Annotated in this window: 15 protein-coding genes and 1 riboswitch; of the genes, 8 read left to right on the forward strand and 7 right to left on the reverse strand. The window is 59.8% G+C overall.

Annotation, left to right across the window (positions count from 1 at the left end; translation table 11 throughout):
- Window positions 1-167: 167 nt before the first annotated feature.
- Window positions 168-2,438 carry a GumC family protein gene (locus ACIQC9_RS00420; protein WP_400611547.1) on the reverse strand — a complete coding sequence of 757 codons (2,271 nt, stop codon included), beginning with the start codon at window positions 2,436-2,438 and terminating at the stop codon, window positions 168-170.
- A gap of 51 nt (window positions 2,439-2,489) precedes the next feature.
- A complete protein-coding gene (locus ACIQC9_RS00425) occupies window positions 2,490-3,179 on the reverse strand; it encodes a polysaccharide biosynthesis/export family protein (protein WP_400611549.1) in 690 nt (229 codons plus the stop codon).
- Between the two features lie 322 nt (window positions 3,180-3,501).
- Here ACIQC9_RS00425 and ACIQC9_RS00430 point away from each other — a divergent pair, with 322 nt between their 5' ends.
- The 5 genes from ACIQC9_RS00430 to ACIQC9_RS00450 all read left to right on the forward strand — a co-directional run bounded on the left by ACIQC9_RS00430 (window position 3,502) and on the right by ACIQC9_RS00450 (window position 9,539).
- Window positions 3,502-4,707 carry a sugar transferase gene (locus ACIQC9_RS00430; protein WP_400611551.1) on the forward strand — a complete coding sequence of 402 codons (1,206 nt, stop codon included), beginning with the start codon at window positions 3,502-3,504 and terminating at the stop codon, window positions 4,705-4,707.
- A gap of 123 nt (window positions 4,708-4,830) precedes the next feature.
- Window positions 4,831-5,901: an EpsG family protein gene (locus ACIQC9_RS00435; protein WP_400611553.1), complete on the forward strand. Its 1,071-nt coding sequence runs from the start codon at window positions 4,831-4,833 to the stop codon at window positions 5,899-5,901.
- 1 nt (window position 5,902) lies between these two features.
- Window positions 5,903-7,012 (forward strand): non-hydrolyzing UDP-N-acetylglucosamine 2-epimerase, encoded by a 1,110-nt coding sequence (gene wecB / locus ACIQC9_RS00440; RefSeq protein WP_400611554.1) that lies wholly within the window; start codon window positions 5,903-5,905, stop codon window positions 7,010-7,012.
- A gap of 9 nt (window positions 7,013-7,021) precedes the next feature.
- Complete coding sequence (locus ACIQC9_RS00445) at window positions 7,022-8,419, forward strand: oligosaccharide flippase family protein (protein ID WP_400611556.1); 1,398 nt, start codon at window positions 7,022-7,024, stop codon at window positions 8,417-8,419.
- Window position 8,420: 1 nt separating this feature from the next.
- Window positions 8,421-9,539 (forward strand): glycosyltransferase, encoded by a 1,119-nt coding sequence (locus ACIQC9_RS00450; RefSeq protein ID WP_400611558.1) that lies wholly within the window; start codon window positions 8,421-8,423, stop codon window positions 9,537-9,539.
- Window positions 9,540-9,754: 215 nt separating this feature from the next.
- Here ACIQC9_RS00450 and ACIQC9_RS00455 read toward each other — a convergent pair whose 3' ends face one another.
- The 3 genes from ACIQC9_RS00455 to ACIQC9_RS00465 form a co-directional block, all read right to left on the reverse strand.
- Window positions 9,755-10,393 carry a class I SAM-dependent methyltransferase gene (locus ACIQC9_RS00455; RefSeq protein ID WP_400611560.1) on the reverse strand — a complete coding sequence of 213 codons (639 nt, stop codon included), beginning with the start codon at window positions 10,391-10,393 and terminating at the stop codon, window positions 9,755-9,757.
- 420 nt (window positions 10,394-10,813) lie between these two features.
- Complete coding sequence (locus ACIQC9_RS00460) at window positions 10,814-11,953, reverse strand: glycosyltransferase family 4 protein (RefSeq protein WP_400611562.1); 1,140 nt, start codon at window positions 11,951-11,953, stop codon at window positions 10,814-10,816.
- Window positions 11,954-12,020: 67 nt separating this feature from the next.
- Window positions 12,021-13,328 (reverse strand): hypothetical protein, encoded by a 1,308-nt coding sequence (locus ACIQC9_RS00465; protein WP_400611564.1) that lies wholly within the window; start codon window positions 13,326-13,328, stop codon window positions 12,021-12,023.
- Between the two features lie 528 nt (window positions 13,329-13,856).
- On the opposite strand from ACIQC9_RS00465, the gene galE reads away from it, so the two are divergent.
- The gene (gene galE / locus ACIQC9_RS00470; protein WP_400611566.1) at window positions 13,857-14,864 is read left to right on the forward strand and encodes a UDP-glucose 4-epimerase GalE; all 1,008 of its coding nucleotides are present in this window, start codon (window positions 13,857-13,859) and stop codon (window positions 14,862-14,864) included.
- Here galE and metB read toward each other — a convergent pair.
- Both metB and ACIQC9_RS00480 read right to left on the reverse strand, forming a co-directional pair.
- Window positions 14,861-16,051 carry a cystathionine gamma-synthase gene (gene metB, locus ACIQC9_RS00475; protein ID WP_400611568.1) on the reverse strand — a complete coding sequence of 397 codons (1,191 nt, stop codon included), beginning with the start codon at window positions 16,049-16,051 and terminating at the stop codon, window positions 14,861-14,863. The genes galE and metB overlap by 4 nt on opposite strands.
- The gene (locus ACIQC9_RS00480) at window positions 16,048-17,037 is read right to left on the reverse strand and encodes a homoserine O-succinyltransferase (protein ID WP_400611570.1); all 990 of its coding nucleotides are present in this window, start codon (window positions 17,035-17,037) and stop codon (window positions 16,048-16,050) included. The genes metB and ACIQC9_RS00480 overlap by 4 nt, the downstream gene beginning before the upstream one ends.
- A gap of 97 nt (window positions 17,038-17,134) precedes the next feature.
- Window positions 17,135-17,260, reverse strand: a riboswitch (SAM riboswitch).
- A 253-nt stretch (window positions 17,261-17,513) separates the two neighbouring features.
- On the opposite strand from ACIQC9_RS00480, the gene ACIQC9_RS00485 reads away from it, so the two are divergent.
- Window positions 17,514-18,842: an ammonium transporter gene (locus ACIQC9_RS00485; RefSeq protein WP_400611572.1), complete on the forward strand. Its 1,329-nt coding sequence runs from the start codon at window positions 17,514-17,516 to the stop codon at window positions 18,840-18,842.
- A gap of 93 nt (window positions 18,843-18,935) precedes the next feature.
- Entirely contained in the window at window positions 18,936-19,616 is a 681-nt protein-coding gene (locus ACIQC9_RS00490) for a TorF family putative porin (protein WP_400611574.1), read from the forward strand.
- Window positions 19,617-19,736: the final 120 nt, after the last annotated feature.

Below are 19,736 nucleotides of genomic sequence, written 5' to 3' on the forward strand. Positions count from 1 at the left end.
CGCCTCCGCCGCACGCCTCAGCACCTCGGGGGAGGTCGGCGCGGCCCGTACAGCCACTGCCGGCGGCGCCCGATCTGAAACGGGGGCCTTTACTATCTCCCATCCCAACCAGACAGCTCCAGCTATCAGGCCATAAACGGCGATCGAACCAGAGCGGCGGCGTGGGGTCACCGTGGTTTCGAGCGCCCAGCTTTGCCGGCGCCCGATGCGCCGTAGTTGTAGTCGTACGAATAGTCGTAGGACCCGTATTGAACTGCCTTGGTGTTGAACTTGGTCAAAACCACCCCAAGAATACGGCTGTTGCCTACTCCCAACCGACGAAGGGCACCTCTCGCTTGGGCCCGACGAGTCCCCTTGGATTCAAGGACGAAAACCGTGCCGCGCACCGCTGAAGCAAGAAGAGGGGCGTCAGCGAAGCCCAGGACAGGCGGTCCGTCAATCACGATATGATCGTAAGTCTGCATCGCATCTTCGAGCACTTTTGCTGCTCGATCTCCGCCCCAAAGCTCCGCTGGGTTTGGTGGGATCGGTCCGCAAGGAATGAAATCCAGCCCGGGTTGATCGGTGGTCTGAACCAGCGCGCGGAGATCGCCACTTCCGGACAATAGATTGCTCATTCCAGCGTTGTTTTCGCTTCCCACTACACGGTGCATGGAGGGGTTGCGGAGGTCCCCGTCAGCGAGCAACACGCGTCGCCCCAAGCGAGCCAGATTAAGGGCTGTCGCGTAGGCGGTTGTTGACTTACCTTCGGCTGGTCGCGAGCTCGTAACCAGCAGCGTCTTCGGCGCTCCTTCCGGCGTTGAGAACTGCAGAGCTGTGCGGAGGGAATAATAAGCCTCCGCGAAACCAGACCGCACGTCCATTAAGGCATCCTTCGGCGACTCTCCCTTCTGAAGGAGAGGGATTATGCCAAGGACCGAAAGGCCAAGCTTGCTCTCCACATCATCGGGCGAAGCCAAGGTTTCATCGAGGGCTTCCAGAACGAAGGCGAGCCCCACTCCGAGCCCGAGACCAGCCAGCGCGGCCAAAATCAGGTTAACCAACAAGCGTGGTTTCGACGGACGACTGGGAGGGTCAGCCGGATCGACGATCGAAATGTTGTTCGTAGTGACGCCGCCGGTCACGCCGACTTCGTTGTAGCGCTGAAGAAGCGCCGCATACAGCGATCGGCTGGTGTCTACTTCGCGCTGGAGAATGCCGTATTGAACGCTACGACCTCTGAGATCGAGCACATCGCCTTTCAGCCCTTCAACTTGACGAGCTAACGATCGCTCGCGATTCAGAGCCACATCATACTCGCCTCGTATAGATGAACGCACGCTCCCGGCGAGAAGGTTAATCTGTCTGGTCAGTTCGTCCGATCTTGACTTAAGTTGCACCATCTCCGGATAGTCCGGCTGATACAGTCTGCTCTTTTGCTCATACTCGGCAGTTACTCGAACGCGCTCCTCTACAAGCCGTTGCAGAGCTGGATTGTCCAGCACTTCAGGCAGTGTGAACAGTGACGCTCCGCTCGATTGACGCCATTTCTCTTCCTTACCGATGCGATCCGCGCGAGCTTCGGCTAGTGAGGCGTTGAGGGCAGATAGATTGGTACTGACGAGCGATTGAGTTCCGTCGGTCTGCGCTCCGGCTTCACGGACGTTTATAATTTGCTCGTTGGTGGCGTAGACAACCAACTGTCGCTCGGCGTCGGCGAGGCGTGCTTTAGTCTGCTCAATCCGGTCCTCAAGGAACTCACGCGCATAGGAAGACGACTCGTACCGGCGGTCGAGGTTCGATTGGATGAAGTTCTCCGCCACAGCGTTCGCGATGCGTGCCGAGAGAACTGGGTCAGGGCTGTCGAAAGATACGAGAACTAAGCGCGACCCACGTACAGGAGCCACGCCTAAGTTTTTCTGCATCGTTCGGATGACGGTCTCACGGCGCTGTGCGGCCTGAGCAGCGGCAGAGCGATCCCCTCGGCGGGGTGGCGAAACCCCCATCTGATCGAGGAACGCGTCAGACGAAGCTAGGCCCAAGTCATCGATTACCCGCTCTGCAAGCGACCGGCTGCGCAGCAGGCCATATTGCGTCTGAAAAAATTCTTCCCCCTGAACCATCGACTCCCTTGGATTTACATCCCCGCCGTCGATGACGCGGGCCGCTTCGCGATCAATCTGCAGGGTCGTCGTCGCGGTGAAGATCGGTGTCATAAGCAGCGTCAGCGCCACTCCCCCCACCAGCGAGGCCAAAAACGCGCCGGCGATGAGGAGGCGATGCTTTACAGCGATCCGCCAATACTCTGCGATGTCGAAGGCCGCTTTCGCGGGCTCTCCTGAATCGTTCGCGAGCGTTGATGCAGAGTTAAAATCAGTCCTGCGAAAGCTTCCGCCATCTCCGAACATTATGTACTTCCGATGCTCTAGCCCGCAGGCGATCTTGGTTCCGGCGGCCACAGGTCTGGCCGCTCCGTAAGTTGCGATGGAGCGCTGGACGCGCCCGCCATCTTAGCTTGAAGCGTAGAAGACAAACGAAGCGAGCGCTGGTAGCGCTTGAAGGATGTCTTGCATGCGCGCTCCAAGACGCGACGTATCTACGACCACCACGTCGTCCCCGGACAGTATCGGGTCTTCCGCATCTCCAGCCCGGATCGCCTGAACGTCGAACAGAGCGACCATTGATCCTTCACTGACGTTTCTGAAGACCGCGACCTTTCGCAGATCGGCGATGCGGGTTGGCCCCTCTGCCATCGCTATGGCTTGCATCAAGGTCGTTCGACCGCGCATTTCATAGACGCCGGGCTTGGCGACTGCACCATCGATCGTAACCTTCTGGCTCGCCGCTTCAGCAACGGTGACGCTTACGCTCGGGTTACGCAGATAACGGGCGCCGAGGCGTTGTTCCAATTCGCTGGAGAGTTCGGTTGGGGTAAGGCCCGCGGCCTGGACATTTCCGATCAGCGGCATGTTCAGCGTCCCCGACGCATCCACACGGATCTCATCAAAGGAAAGATCCTCAACTTGGAAGACGGTCACCTTGAGAAGGTCGGCTGGCCCGATCCGGTAAGAAGATTGATCTAGAGGAAGGGGCTGGCTGAATCTTTGCGGAGCGAACTGCGTCGACAGGCCCTCTCTGTGCGGAGCGCTCGCACAGCCGGCGAGAAGCAAGCCGAAAGCCAGGATCGAGATTTTGTACATGGTCAGGGGTAGTTCCGGTCGCGGCAATCGATGAGGCCCCGTCACTCAAGTGGCACGGGCTCGAAGCTCATAGCGACAGAAACCCGGTCCGTCGATGGCGATCAAAGCCCTGCGAGCAGTCTGGTCTTTCGCGGTCGGAACTCTTCCATATCTGTTGCCCTCCCCCCATTCAGCCGTTAGAGCCCCGCATCCGCGGGTAGGAAGTCGAGGCGACTCCGCAGTTACGCTACCGCCGCGTTCGGTGCATCTTGAGGGCATTTTGATAATCCGCGTTGCACCCGACGAGCAGAGTGGTGGTGAAGCCAAGGGGTCAACTTGGCTTTTGACCGCTATCATCCTGCTTGTCTCCGTGGTCGGCCTGCCACTGGCTTACGCGTTGGCCGCCGAGGGGGCTCGCTTCAGCGAAGTCCTAACTGATGAGCGCGCTCCGCACGTGGTGCTGAACGCTGGTTGCAGCGCCCTCATTATGTTCTTGTCGCTCGGGCTGAATGGGCGACTTGACCGGAAGCTCGCGGCTGTTCTCGCTCACGTCTTGCTGGTCCATGGAGTGCTTGCTTTCACGATCCTTGTTACAAGGCAGTGGTATTCGAACAAGGTGATGCTCACGGCGGCGGCGACGTCCGCCGTCTTGGGCTCGCTCGTAATGCTTGCGCGCCATGTGAGTGCCAAGCCGCGCATTGCCCTCTTGGGTCGATGGCACCCCCTCGCACTGGAACTCAAGACCAATGTAGATCACGTTGAGGATCCGTCCATATCCCTGAACGACTACGACATCCTCCTCTCGTCGGACATGTTGGACCTGTCGCCAGAGTGGTCTGGTCCCGTCGCCCAAGCGATGCTGCGGGGCCGGCAAGTCCGGCATCTCGCAGAGTTCGTCGAAGAAAGCCAAGGCATTGTCTCGATCGACCACTTCGATCTAGAGCACCTGTCGGCGTCACGGCTGAATAGCTACCGGCTTCGCAAGCGCCTTATCGATCTCGCACTTGTTACGGTCGCCGCGCCCTTCGCAGTCATACTGGTGGCGATTGGAGCGCTTGCGGTGTGGCTGACGATGGGGCGGCCGTTGCTCTTCAATCAAACGAGGGTCGGGCTGGGTGGGCATAGCTTTCGGATGTACAAGTTGAGAACTATGCGCGTCGCGGCGACGACTAGCGGCCAAGCGACACTTAAGGGTGACAGCAGAATAACGCGCATCGGGCAAATCTTGAGGCGGTTCAGAATCGATGAGCTTCCCCAGCTTCTGAATGTTCTGAAGGGCGACATGAGCATCATTGGCCCACGGCCCGAATGGGACGTGCTGAGCCGCGAGTACACCGAAGCTGTACCAGCATACGCGTATCGAAGCCTCGTCCGTCCCGGAATTACTGGTTGGGCCCAAGTGCGTGCCGGCTATGCGAGCAACATTGAGGAAACTCGGATCAAGCTCACCCACGACCTCTTCTACGTTAAGAACATATCCTTTGCGCTGGACATGCAAATTCTGGTCCGAACAATCTGGACGTTGATCGGCGGCGGCGGTGCTCGCTAAGCGTTTTCTCCGGACAGCAAGACACTGACCCCGAACTGTCTGAAAGTTAACCGTCGTTCAGGTAAATTCGTCCGGCTCAGCAATATCGAAAGCAGCTAAGATCACGGGAACTGGAACTAGAGCATGACCCCGTATTGGCTCATCTTGGGGATTGGGATTATAGGCAGCTTATTCGAGCGACCGCGTGTGCTCAGCACTCGCGTCCCGGTTCTGCCTGTCATGATCTTTGCTATGGTAATCATAGCGTTATTTGTTGGCTTGCGATATCAGATCGGCACTGACTGGTACACATATCTTGTCTATTACGTTGATGTATCTCGACTGGATATCCGAGGCGCTGTCGAATACGGGGATCCGGCGTACACATTGCTAAACTGGCTATCGTCCAGGCTTGATTTCCACATCTGGTTCGTCAACCTAGCCTGCGCGATTATTTTCTGCGCCGGGCTTTACGTCTTTGCATCCGGACAGACGCGGCCTTGGCTTACGCTCACCGCATCGATCCCATACCTCATTATCGCTGTGGCGATGGGATACACCAGACAAAGCGCCGCTATCGGTCTGGTTCTGGTCGGCCTGCATTTCTTGCTACGGCGTCAGGGAGTCGTGACGTTCCTCGTGTTTTCCGTTCTTGCCGCTACGATGCACAAGAGCGCACTTATGATCGTTCCGATCGCCCTCGCGCCTCTAGTCTGGCGGAAATGGTGGGCTATCCCGCTCGGCCTCGCTGTCGGCGCCGCAGGTTACTTCCTTCTGTTGCGGGATGAGCTTTCTGCCCTATTCGATCTATATATCGCTTCTGAGTACGATTCAGCAGGTGCGCTTATCCGGGTAGGTCTCACGGCAGTTCCGGCTGCCATATTCGTTGCTGCTTCATCAAGAATGCGCATGCCTGTCGTAGAACGTGAGATTTGGTTGAGCCTATCACTGTTTTCGTTGGCTATGGTTCCGGCCGTTTTGCTTTCGCCATCAACGACCGCTATAGACCGCTTGGGGCTCTATCTTATACCGGTTCAGCTTATCACGATCTCGCGCATTCCAGATCTTCTCGGCGGGAGCGAGGCGTCATCGAAGACCGCTCTTTTTGCCTGCCTAGCCTATTGTGCTGGCATACAGTTCGCATGGTTCTCTGTAGGTGCCTATACGTATGCTTGGGTGCCCTACTACAACTATCTTCAGATTTGGCTTCGCTAAAATGATCAATGTCTTGGTAATCGTCGGAACTCGACCTGAGGCCATAAAAATGGCCCCGGTAATTCGGGCCTTGAGACTCGACCCAAGGTTTTCAGCAACTGTTTGCTCGACCGGTCAGCATCGGGAAATGCTGAAGCAGGTTCTTGATGTTTTCGGCATAAGCGTTGATCGGGAGCTCTCGCTCATGACGCCCGGACAATCACTTCCAGATCTGACTGCGGACGTGGTGCGTGGGCTCGACAGTATCATTGGTGAAACCGACCCTCAGTGGGTTCTCGTTCAGGGTGACACTACTACTGCCTTCTGCGGTGCCCTTGCTGCGTTTTATCGGAAGGTAAGAGTGGCCCATGTTGAGGCAGGCCTTCGCACCGGCGATATGATGTCGCCGTGGCCCGAGGAGATGAATCGTCGACTGATTTCCGGCTTGGCGAGTCACCACTTCGCGCCGACAGAGCGGTCGGCCGCCAACCTCGTCCGCGAAGGGCATGACCCTGAAACGGTTACTGTAACAGGAAACACCGTCGTTGATGCGTTGCGCCATGTGTCGACAGGCTTGTCGGACGGAGCACTGAGCGTCGTAAGACCGTACACTGCACCGACGCCCGGCTCCCGGCTGATCCTCGTTACAGGGCATCGTCGAGAGAATTTCTCGGAGGGCTTGGGCAATATGTGCGAAGCGCTCAAAATTCTAGCGGGGCGTGGTGATGTGGAGATCGTCTATCCGGTCCACATGAACCCGAACGTCCAAACGATTGTGCGTGCGCAGCTCGCTGATATCCCGCACATTCAACTCATCTCACCTCTCGCCTATACCGAGTTTATTCAGGCGATGATGGACAGCTATTTTATCGTCAGCGACAGCGGCGGGGTGCAAGAGGAGGCGCCGGCCTTGGGGAGACCAGTTCTGGTGACCCGGGATACGACCGAACGGCCGGAGGCTATCGAGGCCGGCACTGCAATATTGGTCGGTCGAGAGACAGACGCACTCGTGTCGTGGGCAGCGACCTTGCTTGACAACCCTAAAACGTACAACGCCATGGCGAAGACGGCAAATCCCTTTGGCGACGGCACAGCTTCCGTGCAGATTCTTGATCGTCTTGCCCGGATCTGAGAGCCGGCTTTGACAGCCTTCCTATATTTTGTCGCGCTTTTTGGAAGCAGGCTCGCTTCATTGGCAAGTCTTTTGGTCCTCGCGCGCCTGCTGGATCCTTCTTCCTTCAGTATTTACACCGTTTGCATCACAAATGCGTTGTTGGCCGCGACAATTGGGGGGGCTTGGATGACCTCAGGCGTCACGAGGTTATTTCCAGTGCGGAGCGCCACGGAACAGGCTGCGGACATCTCTACCTTTGCTGTTCTAATACTGATCGCGGGGATCATCGTTCTCACCGTCAGTGGCGCAGTCGCATCATTTACTCGCAATAACGTGCTTCTTTCCATGTTATCCGCTGGTCTAGCACTTTCCTTGCTCGTCAGCGATCTCGGCTTGTCAGCATCAAACGCCGTACGGGCACATACGACTTACGCGGCTGCATCGCTCGTTCGAGGTGTCGGTGTCGCTATTTTGCCCGCTGCGTTCTTTTTGCTGGGAAGAACTATCGAATGGGCAATCGCAGGGCAGATCATGGGCTTCCTAGCGAGCATAGTTCTGACAACGGGAGCTCGGCGTCTATGGACAACAGCTTTGCCTTGGAAGCTGTCGTTAGGCCGGGTTCAACCTTATCTTAGTTTCGGGGTTGCTGGTACGCTTCTGCTCTCGATCTACATTTTAATCAATGCGGGCATGCGAAACGTACTGGCGCAGTGGGGTGACCCAGAGATCGCAGGTCAGTGGGCAATGCTCTCGGACTTGTTTTGGGGGCCGCTTGCTCTCGGAACCACTACCCTTACCCTAATTTGGCTTCCGGTGCTTTACTCATTGCGGGAACAGGAAGAAGAGAGGCGGGTCGCTTCAGGTCGATACTTCGCGGCCATCAGCGCCGTCGTCGCGCCCTTCATCATTGCTGGTTGCCTATTTGCGCCGGTAGCCGTTGACCTCGCTCTTCCGGGTCCGAAAAGTACACAGCTGGGGATTATGGGTCAGCTTGCTTGCATACAGGCTGGGCTCTTGGCCGTGGTCTATACGTTGGCGAGCATTCTAATGACTGATGGGCGAAAGCGTGATGTTGTCGTTCTGGTCGCAGGGACGAGTGCTGTGGTCGTAGGCAGCTTGACTTGCGTTGTAAGGTTGGTGCCGCCCGAGCAAGCGCTTGGCCTCGCGGTATTCGTGGAAGCTTTGTGCCTGACAGCCGCGGCTGCGTGGGTGCTGAGTCGCAGGCTATTTAGAGTGAACTTCAAAAGAGCCAGCGTGGCGGCTGTTTGCGTCGCGCTCTCCCTAACAGCGGGTTTTGCGGCCTGGGTTTTCGCACGTTCAGAAATCTTCGCGGCGCTAGCGGCAGGTCTTGTCTATCTTGCCACGGCATATCCAACCGGGTCGCTCCAGCCTCTGGTAAGCAGCCTGAGTAATCGGGGAAATTAAAATGAGCGGCGGCGAAAAAGTAATAATAATAAGATCTATCCCAATATCGAGAGATTCACGTGCCGAGCGCATGATCTCTGATTACATAGCAAACGGCTATGAGGTGACCAAGCTTTTCTGGTCTAGGGGTGAGAATGTGCCCGCTGATGCGAATAGTCACATTTACCGGGGTTTGGGTCGATATGGCGGACGTTGGACGAACTTAGGCGCGCTTCTTCGTTGGCACCTCTTTATGGCTTGGACACTGTGGGAGCGCCGGAAAGAGGTGACAGTGGTCCATTCCGTAGATTTGGACTGCGGTTTGATAGCGGTTCCCTTTGCACGTCTGTTAGGCAAGCGAGTCGTTTATGACGCCTACGATCAACTAGCCGCCGGGATGCGCGTCGGGGTCGTGCGGGGATTTCTTTCCGCGCTTGAACGGTTTGTTCTGCGCAAGGCTCATGTCGTAATCTTCCCCGACGAAAGCCGACTGGAACAATACGGCGTTCAGCCAGACCCGAAATACATGATCCTTTCAAACATCCCGAGCGCGGATGCGCTGGCAGGACCGGCGCGTAAGCGCAGAGTCCAGGGAGAGCCCATTCGCCTGTGTTATGTCGGAACGCTTGAAGCCGTCCATCGCGGGCTGGAGTATCTCCCTGAACTCAGCGAGCTTGAACCCGGCATCGAATGCTGCGTCGCGGGTAACGGTCCGCTCGAGTCGATGTTTGAGGCCGCTGCCGCTGGTCGCGAAAACTTTAAGTTCTACGGTCGCGTCAGCTACACGGAAGCCGTACGGCTTATGCGAACGGCCGACGTTCTCTACGGCCCTTATCTTCTAACGACTCCTGCTCATCGTTACGCATCCCCTAACAAGATGTTTGAGCACCTCGCACTCGGGCTCCCTCTGATAACGAACAGTGGCGGGCCGCCCGGGAACTTTGTCGCCGCAAATGGCACCGGGTTTATCTTTGATGGGTCGAAAGAGGGGCTTCTGCGTCTTGCGGCCACGCTCGATCTGCGGTCATGCCAAACAAAAGGATATCAAGCAGCCCGGATATGGCAGACAGATTTCAGCCACCTGAGGTCACGGCAAGTCAGCGCCTTCATAGTTCGGTTAAATACTGCGGCGTCAGCTTAGATTTTTCTAGCGATCGTCGCAGAATACGCGTTAGTCCCGGACAAATAACATGTCCGCACCGATTAGCGTGCATGTGGTGAGGTCGGAATGGCCACGGCCCAGCGAGGCTAGCCGAAATCCCAATTGTAGATGTAGGTCAGTTCACGGCAACGTGGGGTGGCTTCGCGTGCCGGCCGTGCGCCGAGAAGGTGGAAGCCCTTCGGGGCCATCGACGCCTAGAACTCGAACATGATCTGCCGGTTCACCGGATAGACTGGTTGAGCCCTGAAAATCCGCCCAACGTTTTTAACGGCCTTGCGGATGAGGCCGCGGCCAAACTCCGTCCAGCCAACGCAATAGTAGATGACGTGCCGCTTTGGGCCGAGGCTGTCAAAACGGTCAGCCTCGTAAGAGCGAACATGCTCAAGGTCGAGTGGGGCTTCCCGATACGGCACGACGATGAAAAGTCTCTGGGACTTCAGGCGCAGCTCAGTCGCGATGGCCAGATCATCGTCGAGGTGTTCGAGAACGTTTGAGGCGATAATCACGTCAGATGCCGGGACAGCTTCCACACCACCCGCAATGAAGGTCGCGAACTCCCCATACTTGCGGCGAGCCTCATCGGTAGCAGAGTTGGATATGTCTACGCCGACGAGCTTCGCCTTAGGATATGCCTCGCGGTACACTGGGAAAGCGTCTCCCGTTGCGCAGCCGAAGTCGACGATAGTGCCATCGAAATCGGCGGGGATGCCAAACCGCTTGACCTGAGCCTTAGCAAACTCGGTCGTCTGCCAAGAGCCGCGATGGGTTTGCCAGTCCCCAGTCGCGAAGCGCTTTTCCCAGTAGGACGGCGAGTTGATCTGCTCTGTTGTCATGTCGCGTCATTAGCCCGCCCGCGTTCTGGCGGCAATCCAGCTAAAAGGATCCGCCCTTGTCCGCGGTGCGCAGGTCATGCCGCATCTCTGCTGGGATACGTGGTCTCGCTCCTGACGGCTTTCGGGCTTGGCGCAGTATTTTCGACCATCGTCCCGCAGCCTCAAGACCGGCCTAAACGCGGCGGCCGCCAATGACGAGGCGACCGGCGAAGGCGGCTGTCATCTCATCTTTGGCAACCTCCCTTACCTACACGACCCGCGCGCTCTAGTAAGAAGTCGAGGTAGATAGACTGATTCCAGATCGACTCAGTGGCGTAGCCCGGCCTACTTCGCAAGATTGCAATGATCGTTCGACAGCAATAGCTAGCGGCTTTAACGCGCGTCTAACTGCCTCGGGGCGGAATGAACCGGAGACATTCTTTAGCCGACAGATTGGGCTGGAGCATCACCCGTCGCGGTAAGTAGATGGGCTAAATTGCGGGCATGATCGGCCACATCAAAGTTGTCTTCGGCGAAAGATCGGGCATTGAGCGCCATCTTTTCAGCGGCCTGCGGATTGTCGATCAATGTCTCGATCGCTTCCTCCAAGTTTTCAACGGTGGGCCGCTGGAGCAGCAATCCTGTCTGTCCCGGCAAAACGCCGTCCCTGCAACCGGGGCCATCGGTAGTGATAACTGCACGTCCGCTAGCGGCGGCTTCCATTAGAGTTGCAGGTAAACCTTCGCGATAAGAGGAGGGGAGAACCAATGCATGCGCCTGAGCAAGGAAAGGCCTGACGTCCGACTGCGCTCCGACATAGTCCACCCAGCCCTGCCTACGCCACTGGCTGACCTCATTCTCAGTAAAGCCGTTGGGACTAGGATCCCAAGGACCAACCAGCAGAAAACGTACGCCGTCATGTCTTTTCCTAACGCGGCGAGCAGTCTCTACAAATATTCCGACGCCTTTATCCCGCAGCAGTCGAGAAATCATGACAAATGTCATGGGGCCTGCGGGCCACTTTGCGGGACGAAAGTTGGATAGGTCGACGCCTATCCCGGGCATACGTGTTATTGGAAGTGACCGGGCTCGACGTCTGAAGAACAGTTCATCGTCACGGTTTAGCACCACAAGATGGTGCGTGGCCCGCAGCCCAATCTTAAAGACGAGTTCAGCAAAAGCTCGCGCAACCAGGCGCTTCAGTTCCCTGCCTCGACCGAAGGCGTAGCCGAGACCCTCGATCAAGACGACCCGCCGGGGTACATGTGCGACCCGAGCCGCGATGGCGCCGTACATTCCGGGCTTGAGGGCGTACCCGAAGAAGACATCCGGCCGCTCTTCGCGGCAGATTTTAATCAGATGTCGCACTGCAACCGCATCGGCCAAAGGGTTTAGACCCGTCGGCACGATTGGCCAGGTACGATAGCGTACGCCCATCTCGTTTAACTGAGCTTCAGCGGCATCGTTAGCCCAACCACCTACGGCAACGATTTCATGGCCTTGGGCGGCAAGTTCTGTCAGAACCGGACCGCGGAAATGCGGCAGCATCGCTGGGTTTCCGCCGCAGACGAGTATCTTCATCGATCAAGCCTCAACTGAGGCTGCAGCCTCGCCCGGCTCCTAAAGCTCCTCCGGTGGGCAGACAACCCTAACTTTCTGCGGCGACCGAGCGCGCAAGGGGATCTATCGGGGCGCGGATAGGCAGGGTCCCGTATTGTCCCCGCCACTCAGGGCCAATGTTCGCCCTCACGACTGGTCCAGAGCTAAAGCTATTTTCTGCGACCCAATTTGCTCCGTCAGCGCTATCTAGAAATAACGCGCCTGGATCGCCTTCGAAACGACACTCGATCGCCCGGAGCGCCACGCGCGAAGTATGCGCACTTCCGTTCGCTCTAATTCCTCGAAAGGTCGTGCGGACTGCGGAAATGGATGAGAGCTCGATTGCTCCGGGCAGACCATTCCAATCGATGATGCAGTCCCGGAGCGTCGTTCTGGGACCGAAGCGTGCAAGGAAAGGCTGCTTTGTGGCGCGCATCGCCACCCGTTCAATGGCCAAGGCAGCGGAGCTTTGATTCGACACAAGGCTTTGTCCGCCATAGTCGCCGTCAGCGTAGTCAATATAAGTGTCTACAAGCTCGACCCGAGCATCACTCATCTCATCGCCTAGAATAAAAAGTCCTACACGTGTTCGGCTCATGTGGGACCGGTGGATTCGCAAACTTATCTTTGAACCCTGTTCCTCAACATGCACGGATCGCTCGTACCCTACAATTGGGCTATCCTCGATAATCGCCTCATATCTAGCCGACGAGAACTCGAATACGCATCCAGCGCGGCTATATTTTTCCGGGTATCCGGTCATTGGTGAATGCTGGATACGGATCTCCGCGCCGTCTTGGGCGTAGGCGTGATAGAACGCGTCACCAAAAGCGTCATAAGTGTCGTAGGCGTACCAGTGCCCGCCCACGTTTTCGGCAGAGCAGTGCTCAATGGTAGAGGATTGCGTCCCGATCGCTCGAACGCCGTGGCCGTAGAAATTGCGGATCTTGCAGTGCCGCATTTCGAAATGCTCGGCGGAAGAGTTTACAGCGCCGACACGGCGCAGGATGCCGTAATCAGTCTCGCTCCACTGCTCGGGGACGCCCCTCCCATCGAGAACCAGGCCCGATAGTGAGAGGCGCGTCCTCCGCCCCACTTTAGGTGGTGTCGGAAAAATAAAATCGCCCGCGAAACTTAGGATGTCGACGGTCCGGTCTGCGGTAGCCCGCAACTCAGCACCATCGGACAAAATCTCCAGCTCATCGCCCGCGGCGGGAGCGACTTCGCAAAATCCGTCAGGAACGCTGTAGAAAGGGTATAGGTTCGGAACGAACACCGGAATCTTAAGCGCGATGGCAGCTTCGCAACAGAGCTTGCACGCTGGACTATCGTTTAATCCGCCGGTTGCACCGAACATTTGCGGAGTCAGTGGACGACTAGCGATCTCCCACCAAGAACCGTCTAACGTCTGTATCCTTGCGAGATGTTCTGGCGCTGAACTAACCCGCCGCCAGATCGCCCCGCCACCGTCCCTTGGGACGGCGTAAGCTGCGGTCGTCACGAGGTTATGCGCCGCCCCGATCCGTGCGCTTGCCAGATCGCCTCTTGTTCGGAATCTCGGGAGGATGGGCCCAGGCGCTGATTCTTTCACGAACAACTCAGCGGGATCGCTTATTGAAAAGCGAAGGGGGATCGCGAAAAGCGCTGATGTGGCCCCATTGATAATACGTCGGCGAGTTGGCTGCGGCGAGCAGCGACCCGCGTCGCGCGTCGGCTCACTACAAGGGCTATGACGTCTCATTTCTCAAGTTTTGTCCCCCTCAACAATGGCCAGTCGATGACATGACTGAAGGTCTCCGGAGGTTTCTCCACCAACAGCAGCCGACTTGCAGTGGCAGGCCGGGGAGAGGTAGATCGGGCTTGGCCCTGCATTGGAGAAGCCGTTTTGAATCGATCGGTTCTCGTTACCGGCGGTGCCGGCTATATCGGCTCCCACACCTGCAAGGCGCTCGCCCAGGCGGGCTTCACACCCGTTGCGTTCGATAACCTGACTCTCGGCTCAGCGGAGTTCGTTAAGTGGGGTCCTCTGGTCGTCGGAGATACACGCAAATCTGAGCAGGTCGCGGCCGCTATTCGTGACCACGACGTTCAAGCGGTTATACACTTTGCCGCACTATCGTCGGTTGGAGATTCAGGAAGGCAGCCCTCCGCCTACTACGGTAACAACGTTGGCGGGCTTATTAGTTTGCTTGACGCTATGGTCGAAACTGGGTGTGAGGCTATCGTTTTTTCAAGCACGGCTGCCGTCTACGGCGAACCCGATCAGGTTCCCATCTCCGAGGATGCGGCTACTCGACCAGTGAACGTTTATGGTCACTCCAAGCTCATGTGCGAGCAAATCCTGCGCGATCACTCGGCCGCAGGCCTGTTGCGTGCGATAAGCCTCAGATACTTCAACGCTTCAGGCGCTGATCCTCACTCTGAGATCGGCGAGTTCAGGGAGGCCGAGACCCATCTGATTCCGCGCGCGATGATGGCGCTGCAGGGTTATGTAGGCGACTTCCAAATCTACGGGGCCGACTTCCCGACTCCTGACGGGACCGCGATCCGAGACTACATCCACGTTTGTGATCTCGCGCATGCGCACGTTCTCGCCGCCGAGGCGCTCCTTCGCGGGGAGGCGGGCGGCGAGTTCAACCTGGGAACAGGCGAGGGTTATTCAGTTGGCGAGATTCTGCGAGAGATCCGACGGGCGACTGGACGAGATCTCAGCACTCCGACCGGCGCACGCCGCGTTGGCGACCCGGCAAGGCTGGTTGCCGACCCGACGTTAGCGATTGATCGCCTAGGCTTCGTGACCAAGCATTCCTCGTTGGAAAACATCATTTCTACGGCGTGGCGTTGGCATCAGCGGGCCCACCCACTGAGAAACGATGGGCCCAGCGGAAGCTAGGCGGCTGAATAAATCGGGGTGCTTTGCGTGATAGCACTAGCCAGTCCTCCAGCCAGATCCCGTACCAGATCCTCCGGGTGCTCCAGCCCCACCGACAGCCGAACCAGCCCGTCCGAAATCCCAGCCGTCGCGCGCGCCTCCGGCGTCATGGCCGCGTGCGTCATCAGCGCCGGGTGCGCCACCAGGCTTTCGACGCCGCCCAACGACTCCGCCAGCGTGAACACCTCCAGCCCGCTGACGAACGCCCGCACCGCGTCGATGTCGGCCAGCTCGAAGCTCAGCATGGCACCGAAGCCCTTCTGCTGACGCGCGGCCAACGCATAGTTCGGGTGGCTCTTCAGGCCGGGATAGTTGACGCTCTTCACGGCGGGATGCACCTCGAGCCATTCGGCGATCGTCTGCGCCGTGGCCTGCTGGCGCTCGATGCGGGCGAAGAGTGTGCGGACGCCGCGGAGGGTCAGGTAGGCGTCGAATGGGGAGCCGGTGACGCCAAGGCAGTTGGCCCACCAGGTCAGCTGTTCGAGGTCGGCGGGATCACGCGCGACCACGCAGCCGCCGACGACGTCGGAGTGGCCGTTGATGTATTTGGTGGTCGAGTGGATCACAAGATCGGCTCCCAGCGCGATCGGGGTCTGGAGGGCCGGCGACAGGAAGGTGTTGTCCACCGCCGCCTTGCAGCCGACGGCGTGGGCGCGCGCGCAGATGTCGGCGATGTCGACGACGCGCAGCAGAGGGTTCGAGGGCGTCTCGATCAGGATCAGTTTGGGGTTCAGCGCGAAGGCGGCGTCCAGCGCGGCGGCGTCGCCCTGATCGACGAACTGGACGTCGAAGTGATTGCGACGCGCGCGGGCGCACAGCAGGCGATGGGTGCCGCCGTACAGGTCGTGCGGGGCGATCAGCAGGTCGCCGGGCTCCAGCGATGACAGGGCCAGATCGACCGCGGCCATGCCGGTGGCGGTGACCACGGCGCCGCAACCGCCCTCCAGCTGGGCCAGCGTCTCGGCTAGCACGTCGCGAGTTGGGTTGCCTGAGCGCGAGTAGTCGTACTTCCGCTTACCGTCGAGGCCGTCGAAGCTGTAGTTCGACGACAGGTACAGGGGCGGCATCACCGCGCCGTGGGCGGGATCGGTGTCCACGCCGTGACGGGCGGCGGTCGTACAGGGGTGGGGTGTTTCCGAACGGCTCATGCGGCGATCTCGCGGGCGTTGAAGGCGGGCAGGGAAGAAAGGGCGTCGTGCAGGGCGCGGCCTACAAGGTCGCGCTCCTTCAGGAAGGCGTCGTGACCGAAGATCGAGGGGGCCTCGATCAGACGGCGCAGGTTGGGCGCGCGGTCGGCCAGTTCGCGGCTGTCCTCGAACGGGACCAGCCGGTCGGAGGTGAAGCCGATGACGGTCAGGGGGCAGCGGATGGCCTCGGGCGCGACGGCGTGGCGGTCCAGCGAGTCCGATAGGGTGATCCAGCGGTCGGCGCTGGTGACGTCGGCATAGGCCCCGCCGCGCGCGATCAGATAGTCACAGACCGGGTAGGCCCCGCCGGCGGCTTCGGGGGCGGCCGTGTTGAAGCGCAGGGCGAACTCTTCGGAGGTGCGATAGGTGGTCATGGCCAGCTCGCGAGCCAGCGCAATCCCTTCGGCCTCGCGGCCGCAGTCGCGGGCGAAGGCCAGCAGCCGGCGTTGCACGCCGCGCCAGGCGGTGGCCGCCGGATGGCTGCGGTGGGCGGCGGAGACGGCGACCAGTTCACCGATGCTCTCCGGAAACAGTTCGGCGAAGGCGAGGCCGACGCAGCCGCCGTAGGAGGCGCCGACGAAGGCGTCGATCGTCGGCTCGCCGATCGCATCGAGCAGGACAGCCAGCAGCCGGGCCTGATCCTGAGTGGTCAGGGTCACGCCGGCTTCGTCCCGTCCGGGCAGGAAGTCGAAGGCCAGAACCCGCACGCGGTTGAGATCGACGGGGCCTCCGGCGCGGACGGCCCAGGACCACCAGCGCGCGGCGAAGCGGCCGCTGGAGATGCCGCCGGCGACGACGACCAGCGGTCCGCGTTCGGCGCCGTGCAGGCGGCCGACGACCTCAGTCGCTTCAAGACGCTCGCCGGAGCCCAGTCGGAAGTCGGCCGGAATCGCCGCGCGCACATCCTCGCCGGGCGCTTCGTCGATGGGCCATTCCGTGGACGCCACAGGTCCGCTCCTCGATCATCGAAGAGCGCGGACGGGGCGGCCAAGTCGTGCGGTGAAAGACCCGTGAAGTCGCAGGGACCCGAGGGGTCCATCGCTTCACTCATCTCTCGCGGCTTCCGAAGACGCCCCGCAGGAGTTGGCACCATCTCCTTGGATCGGGTGGATCCAAGGAAGGTTGCCCCGGCGTCAAAGGGCCTAATCCCTCAGCCGGTCTTGATGAGTGCTCCTACCGTGACGAAGGGGACACGCCCCGTCAATCCCCGAAACTTGCTGCGGTCGCGAATTGCTCGAGCGTGAACGCACATGCAATGAACATGCGCTGTGAGCGTAATGTCCTGCGGTGTCATGCCTCATCATGTCGTGAAATATCGCTTTTGAGCATGACGTGTCCACAAATCATCCTCCGCCCACTTGCGCATTTCGCAAATGCGTTAAACAGTTCGCACTTGCGTAACGACATCCTTGGGGGATCGGGAATGACTCGACTTCGTATGTGTATCGGGGGCGCCATAAGCCTCCTCGCCACCGGCCTTGCGGGCGCGGCCGCGGCGTCCACGCCGGCGCTGCTGCCGCATCAGGCGGCGCTGGAACTGGACGGCGCCGGGACCGCCTGGCTGGGGACGTCGACTGCGCTGGTCATGCTGATGACCCTGCCCGGACTGGCCCTGTTCTACGGCGGCATGGTGCGCCGCAAGAATGTCATCGCCACCATCACCCAGTCGGTGGGCGTCTTCTCGGTGGTCACTCTCGCCTGGTTCATCGCCGGCTACACCATCGCCTTCGGCACCAACGGCAGTGAAGCCGCGAACGCCTGGATCGGCAGCCTCGACGCCGTCTTCCTCAACGGCGTGACGCTGGAGACGGCGCACAGACTGCTGCCCGGCATTCCCGAGTTCATCTTCCTCAGCTTCCAGCTGACCTTCGCCATCATCACCCCGGCGCTGGTCACCGGCGCCTTCGCCGAGCGGCTGAAGTATTCCGGCCTGCTGCTGTTCACCTTCCTGTGGTCGCTGATCGTCTATGCGCCGATCGCCCACTGGGTCTGGGGCGGAGGCTTCCTCGGCACCAGCGGCGTGCTGGACTTCGCCGGCGGCGCCGTCGTGCACGTGAACTCCGGTGTCGCGGGTCTGGTCTGCGCCCTCTTCCTTGGCGCGCGGAACGGCTATGGCCTCTCGCCGATGAACCCGCACAATCCGGTGCTGACCATGATCGGCGCCTCGCTGCTGCTGGTCGGCTGGATCGGGTTCAACGCCGGTTCGGCGGGCGCCGCGAATGCGCTCGCCGGCGCCGCCCTGATCAACACCGTTCTGGCCGCCGCCGCTGGCGCCCTGTCGTGGAAGCTGGTCGAGGTGATCGAGAAGAAGAAGGTGTCGCTGATCGGCATGCTGTCGGGCGTCGTCGCCGGTCTGGTGGCCATCACCCCGGCGGCCGGCTTCGTCGATCCGAAAGGCGCCGTGATCATCGGTCTGATCGCCGGCCCGGTCTGCTACGCCGCCTCGGTCTGGATCAAGAAGCTGCTCAAGTACGACGACAGCCTGGACGCCTTCGGCATCCACGGCGCGGGTGGTCTGGCCGGCGCGCTTCTGACCGGCGTCTTCGCCACGACCACGATCAACAGCCTGTCGGAGGGCGCCAACGTCTGGACCCAGCTGGTCGGGCTGCTCTGGACCATCGGCTACAGCGCCATCGGCACCTTCGTGATCCTGCTGATCTGCAAGTTCACCACCGGCCTGCGGGTCACCGCAGAGCAGGAGGAAGAAGGTCTGGACACCCACCTGCACGGAGAGGCGCTGGAAAGCGTCTGACGTCGGGTGGTCGCCGGGGCGGTGTCCTCTCTCCGCCGTCCCGGCCCTTCAGTATGCATGCGTGAACATCATCGAAAACAAGGGGATAAGAAGATGAGGATCGCTTTCGCAGCGGCGGCCGCCATGGCCGCGCTGTTTACCGCCGGGGCCGCCAGCGCCCAGGATTCGGACGTCGATGTGACCTTCAATGTAGGCGTCGTCAGCGACTACGTTTTCCGCGGCTTCAGCCAGACCAACCAGGATCCGGCGCTGCAGGGCGGCGTCGACGGGACGTTCGGCAGCTTCTACGCCGGCGCCTGGGCGTCCAACGTCGACTTCGGTGATGAGACTGATGCCGAGTTCGACGTCTACGGAGGCTTCCGCACCGAGGCCGCGGGCTTCGCCATCGACCTTGGCGTGGTGGGCTATCTGTATGCCGGGCCGCCGACGGGCGTCGACTACAACTACGTGGAGTTCAAGGCCGCAGCCTCGCGCGCGGTCGGTCCGGCGACCATCGGCGTCGTGGCCTACTATTCAAACGACTTCTTCGGCGTGGACGACGAGGCGACCTACGCGGAGGCGAACGTCGCCTTAACACCGGCCGACAAGTGGACGGTGTCCGGCGCGGTCGGCAAGCAGTGGCTCGACGTCAATGACGACTACACGACCTGGAACGCCGGCGTGGCCTACGCCCTGACCGATCACGTGGCGATCGACGTGCGCTACCACGACACCGACGTGGACGGCCCCCTGTCGGACGATCGTATCGTCGGAGGTCTGGAGTTCCTCTTCTGAGGATACGACGGCCGAACCCAGAACCGGCAGAGTCGTGCTGAAAAGCACTGCTCTGCCGGTTTGTTTTTTCGATTAGCCGTGCACTATGCGCATTTCGCGCACAAAAGTTGCCAAGCGCTG

This window comes from Brevundimonas sp. NPDC092305 (assembly GCF_044755415.1).
Classification (GTDB): domain Bacteria; phylum Pseudomonadota; class Alphaproteobacteria; order Caulobacterales; family Caulobacteraceae; genus Brevundimonas.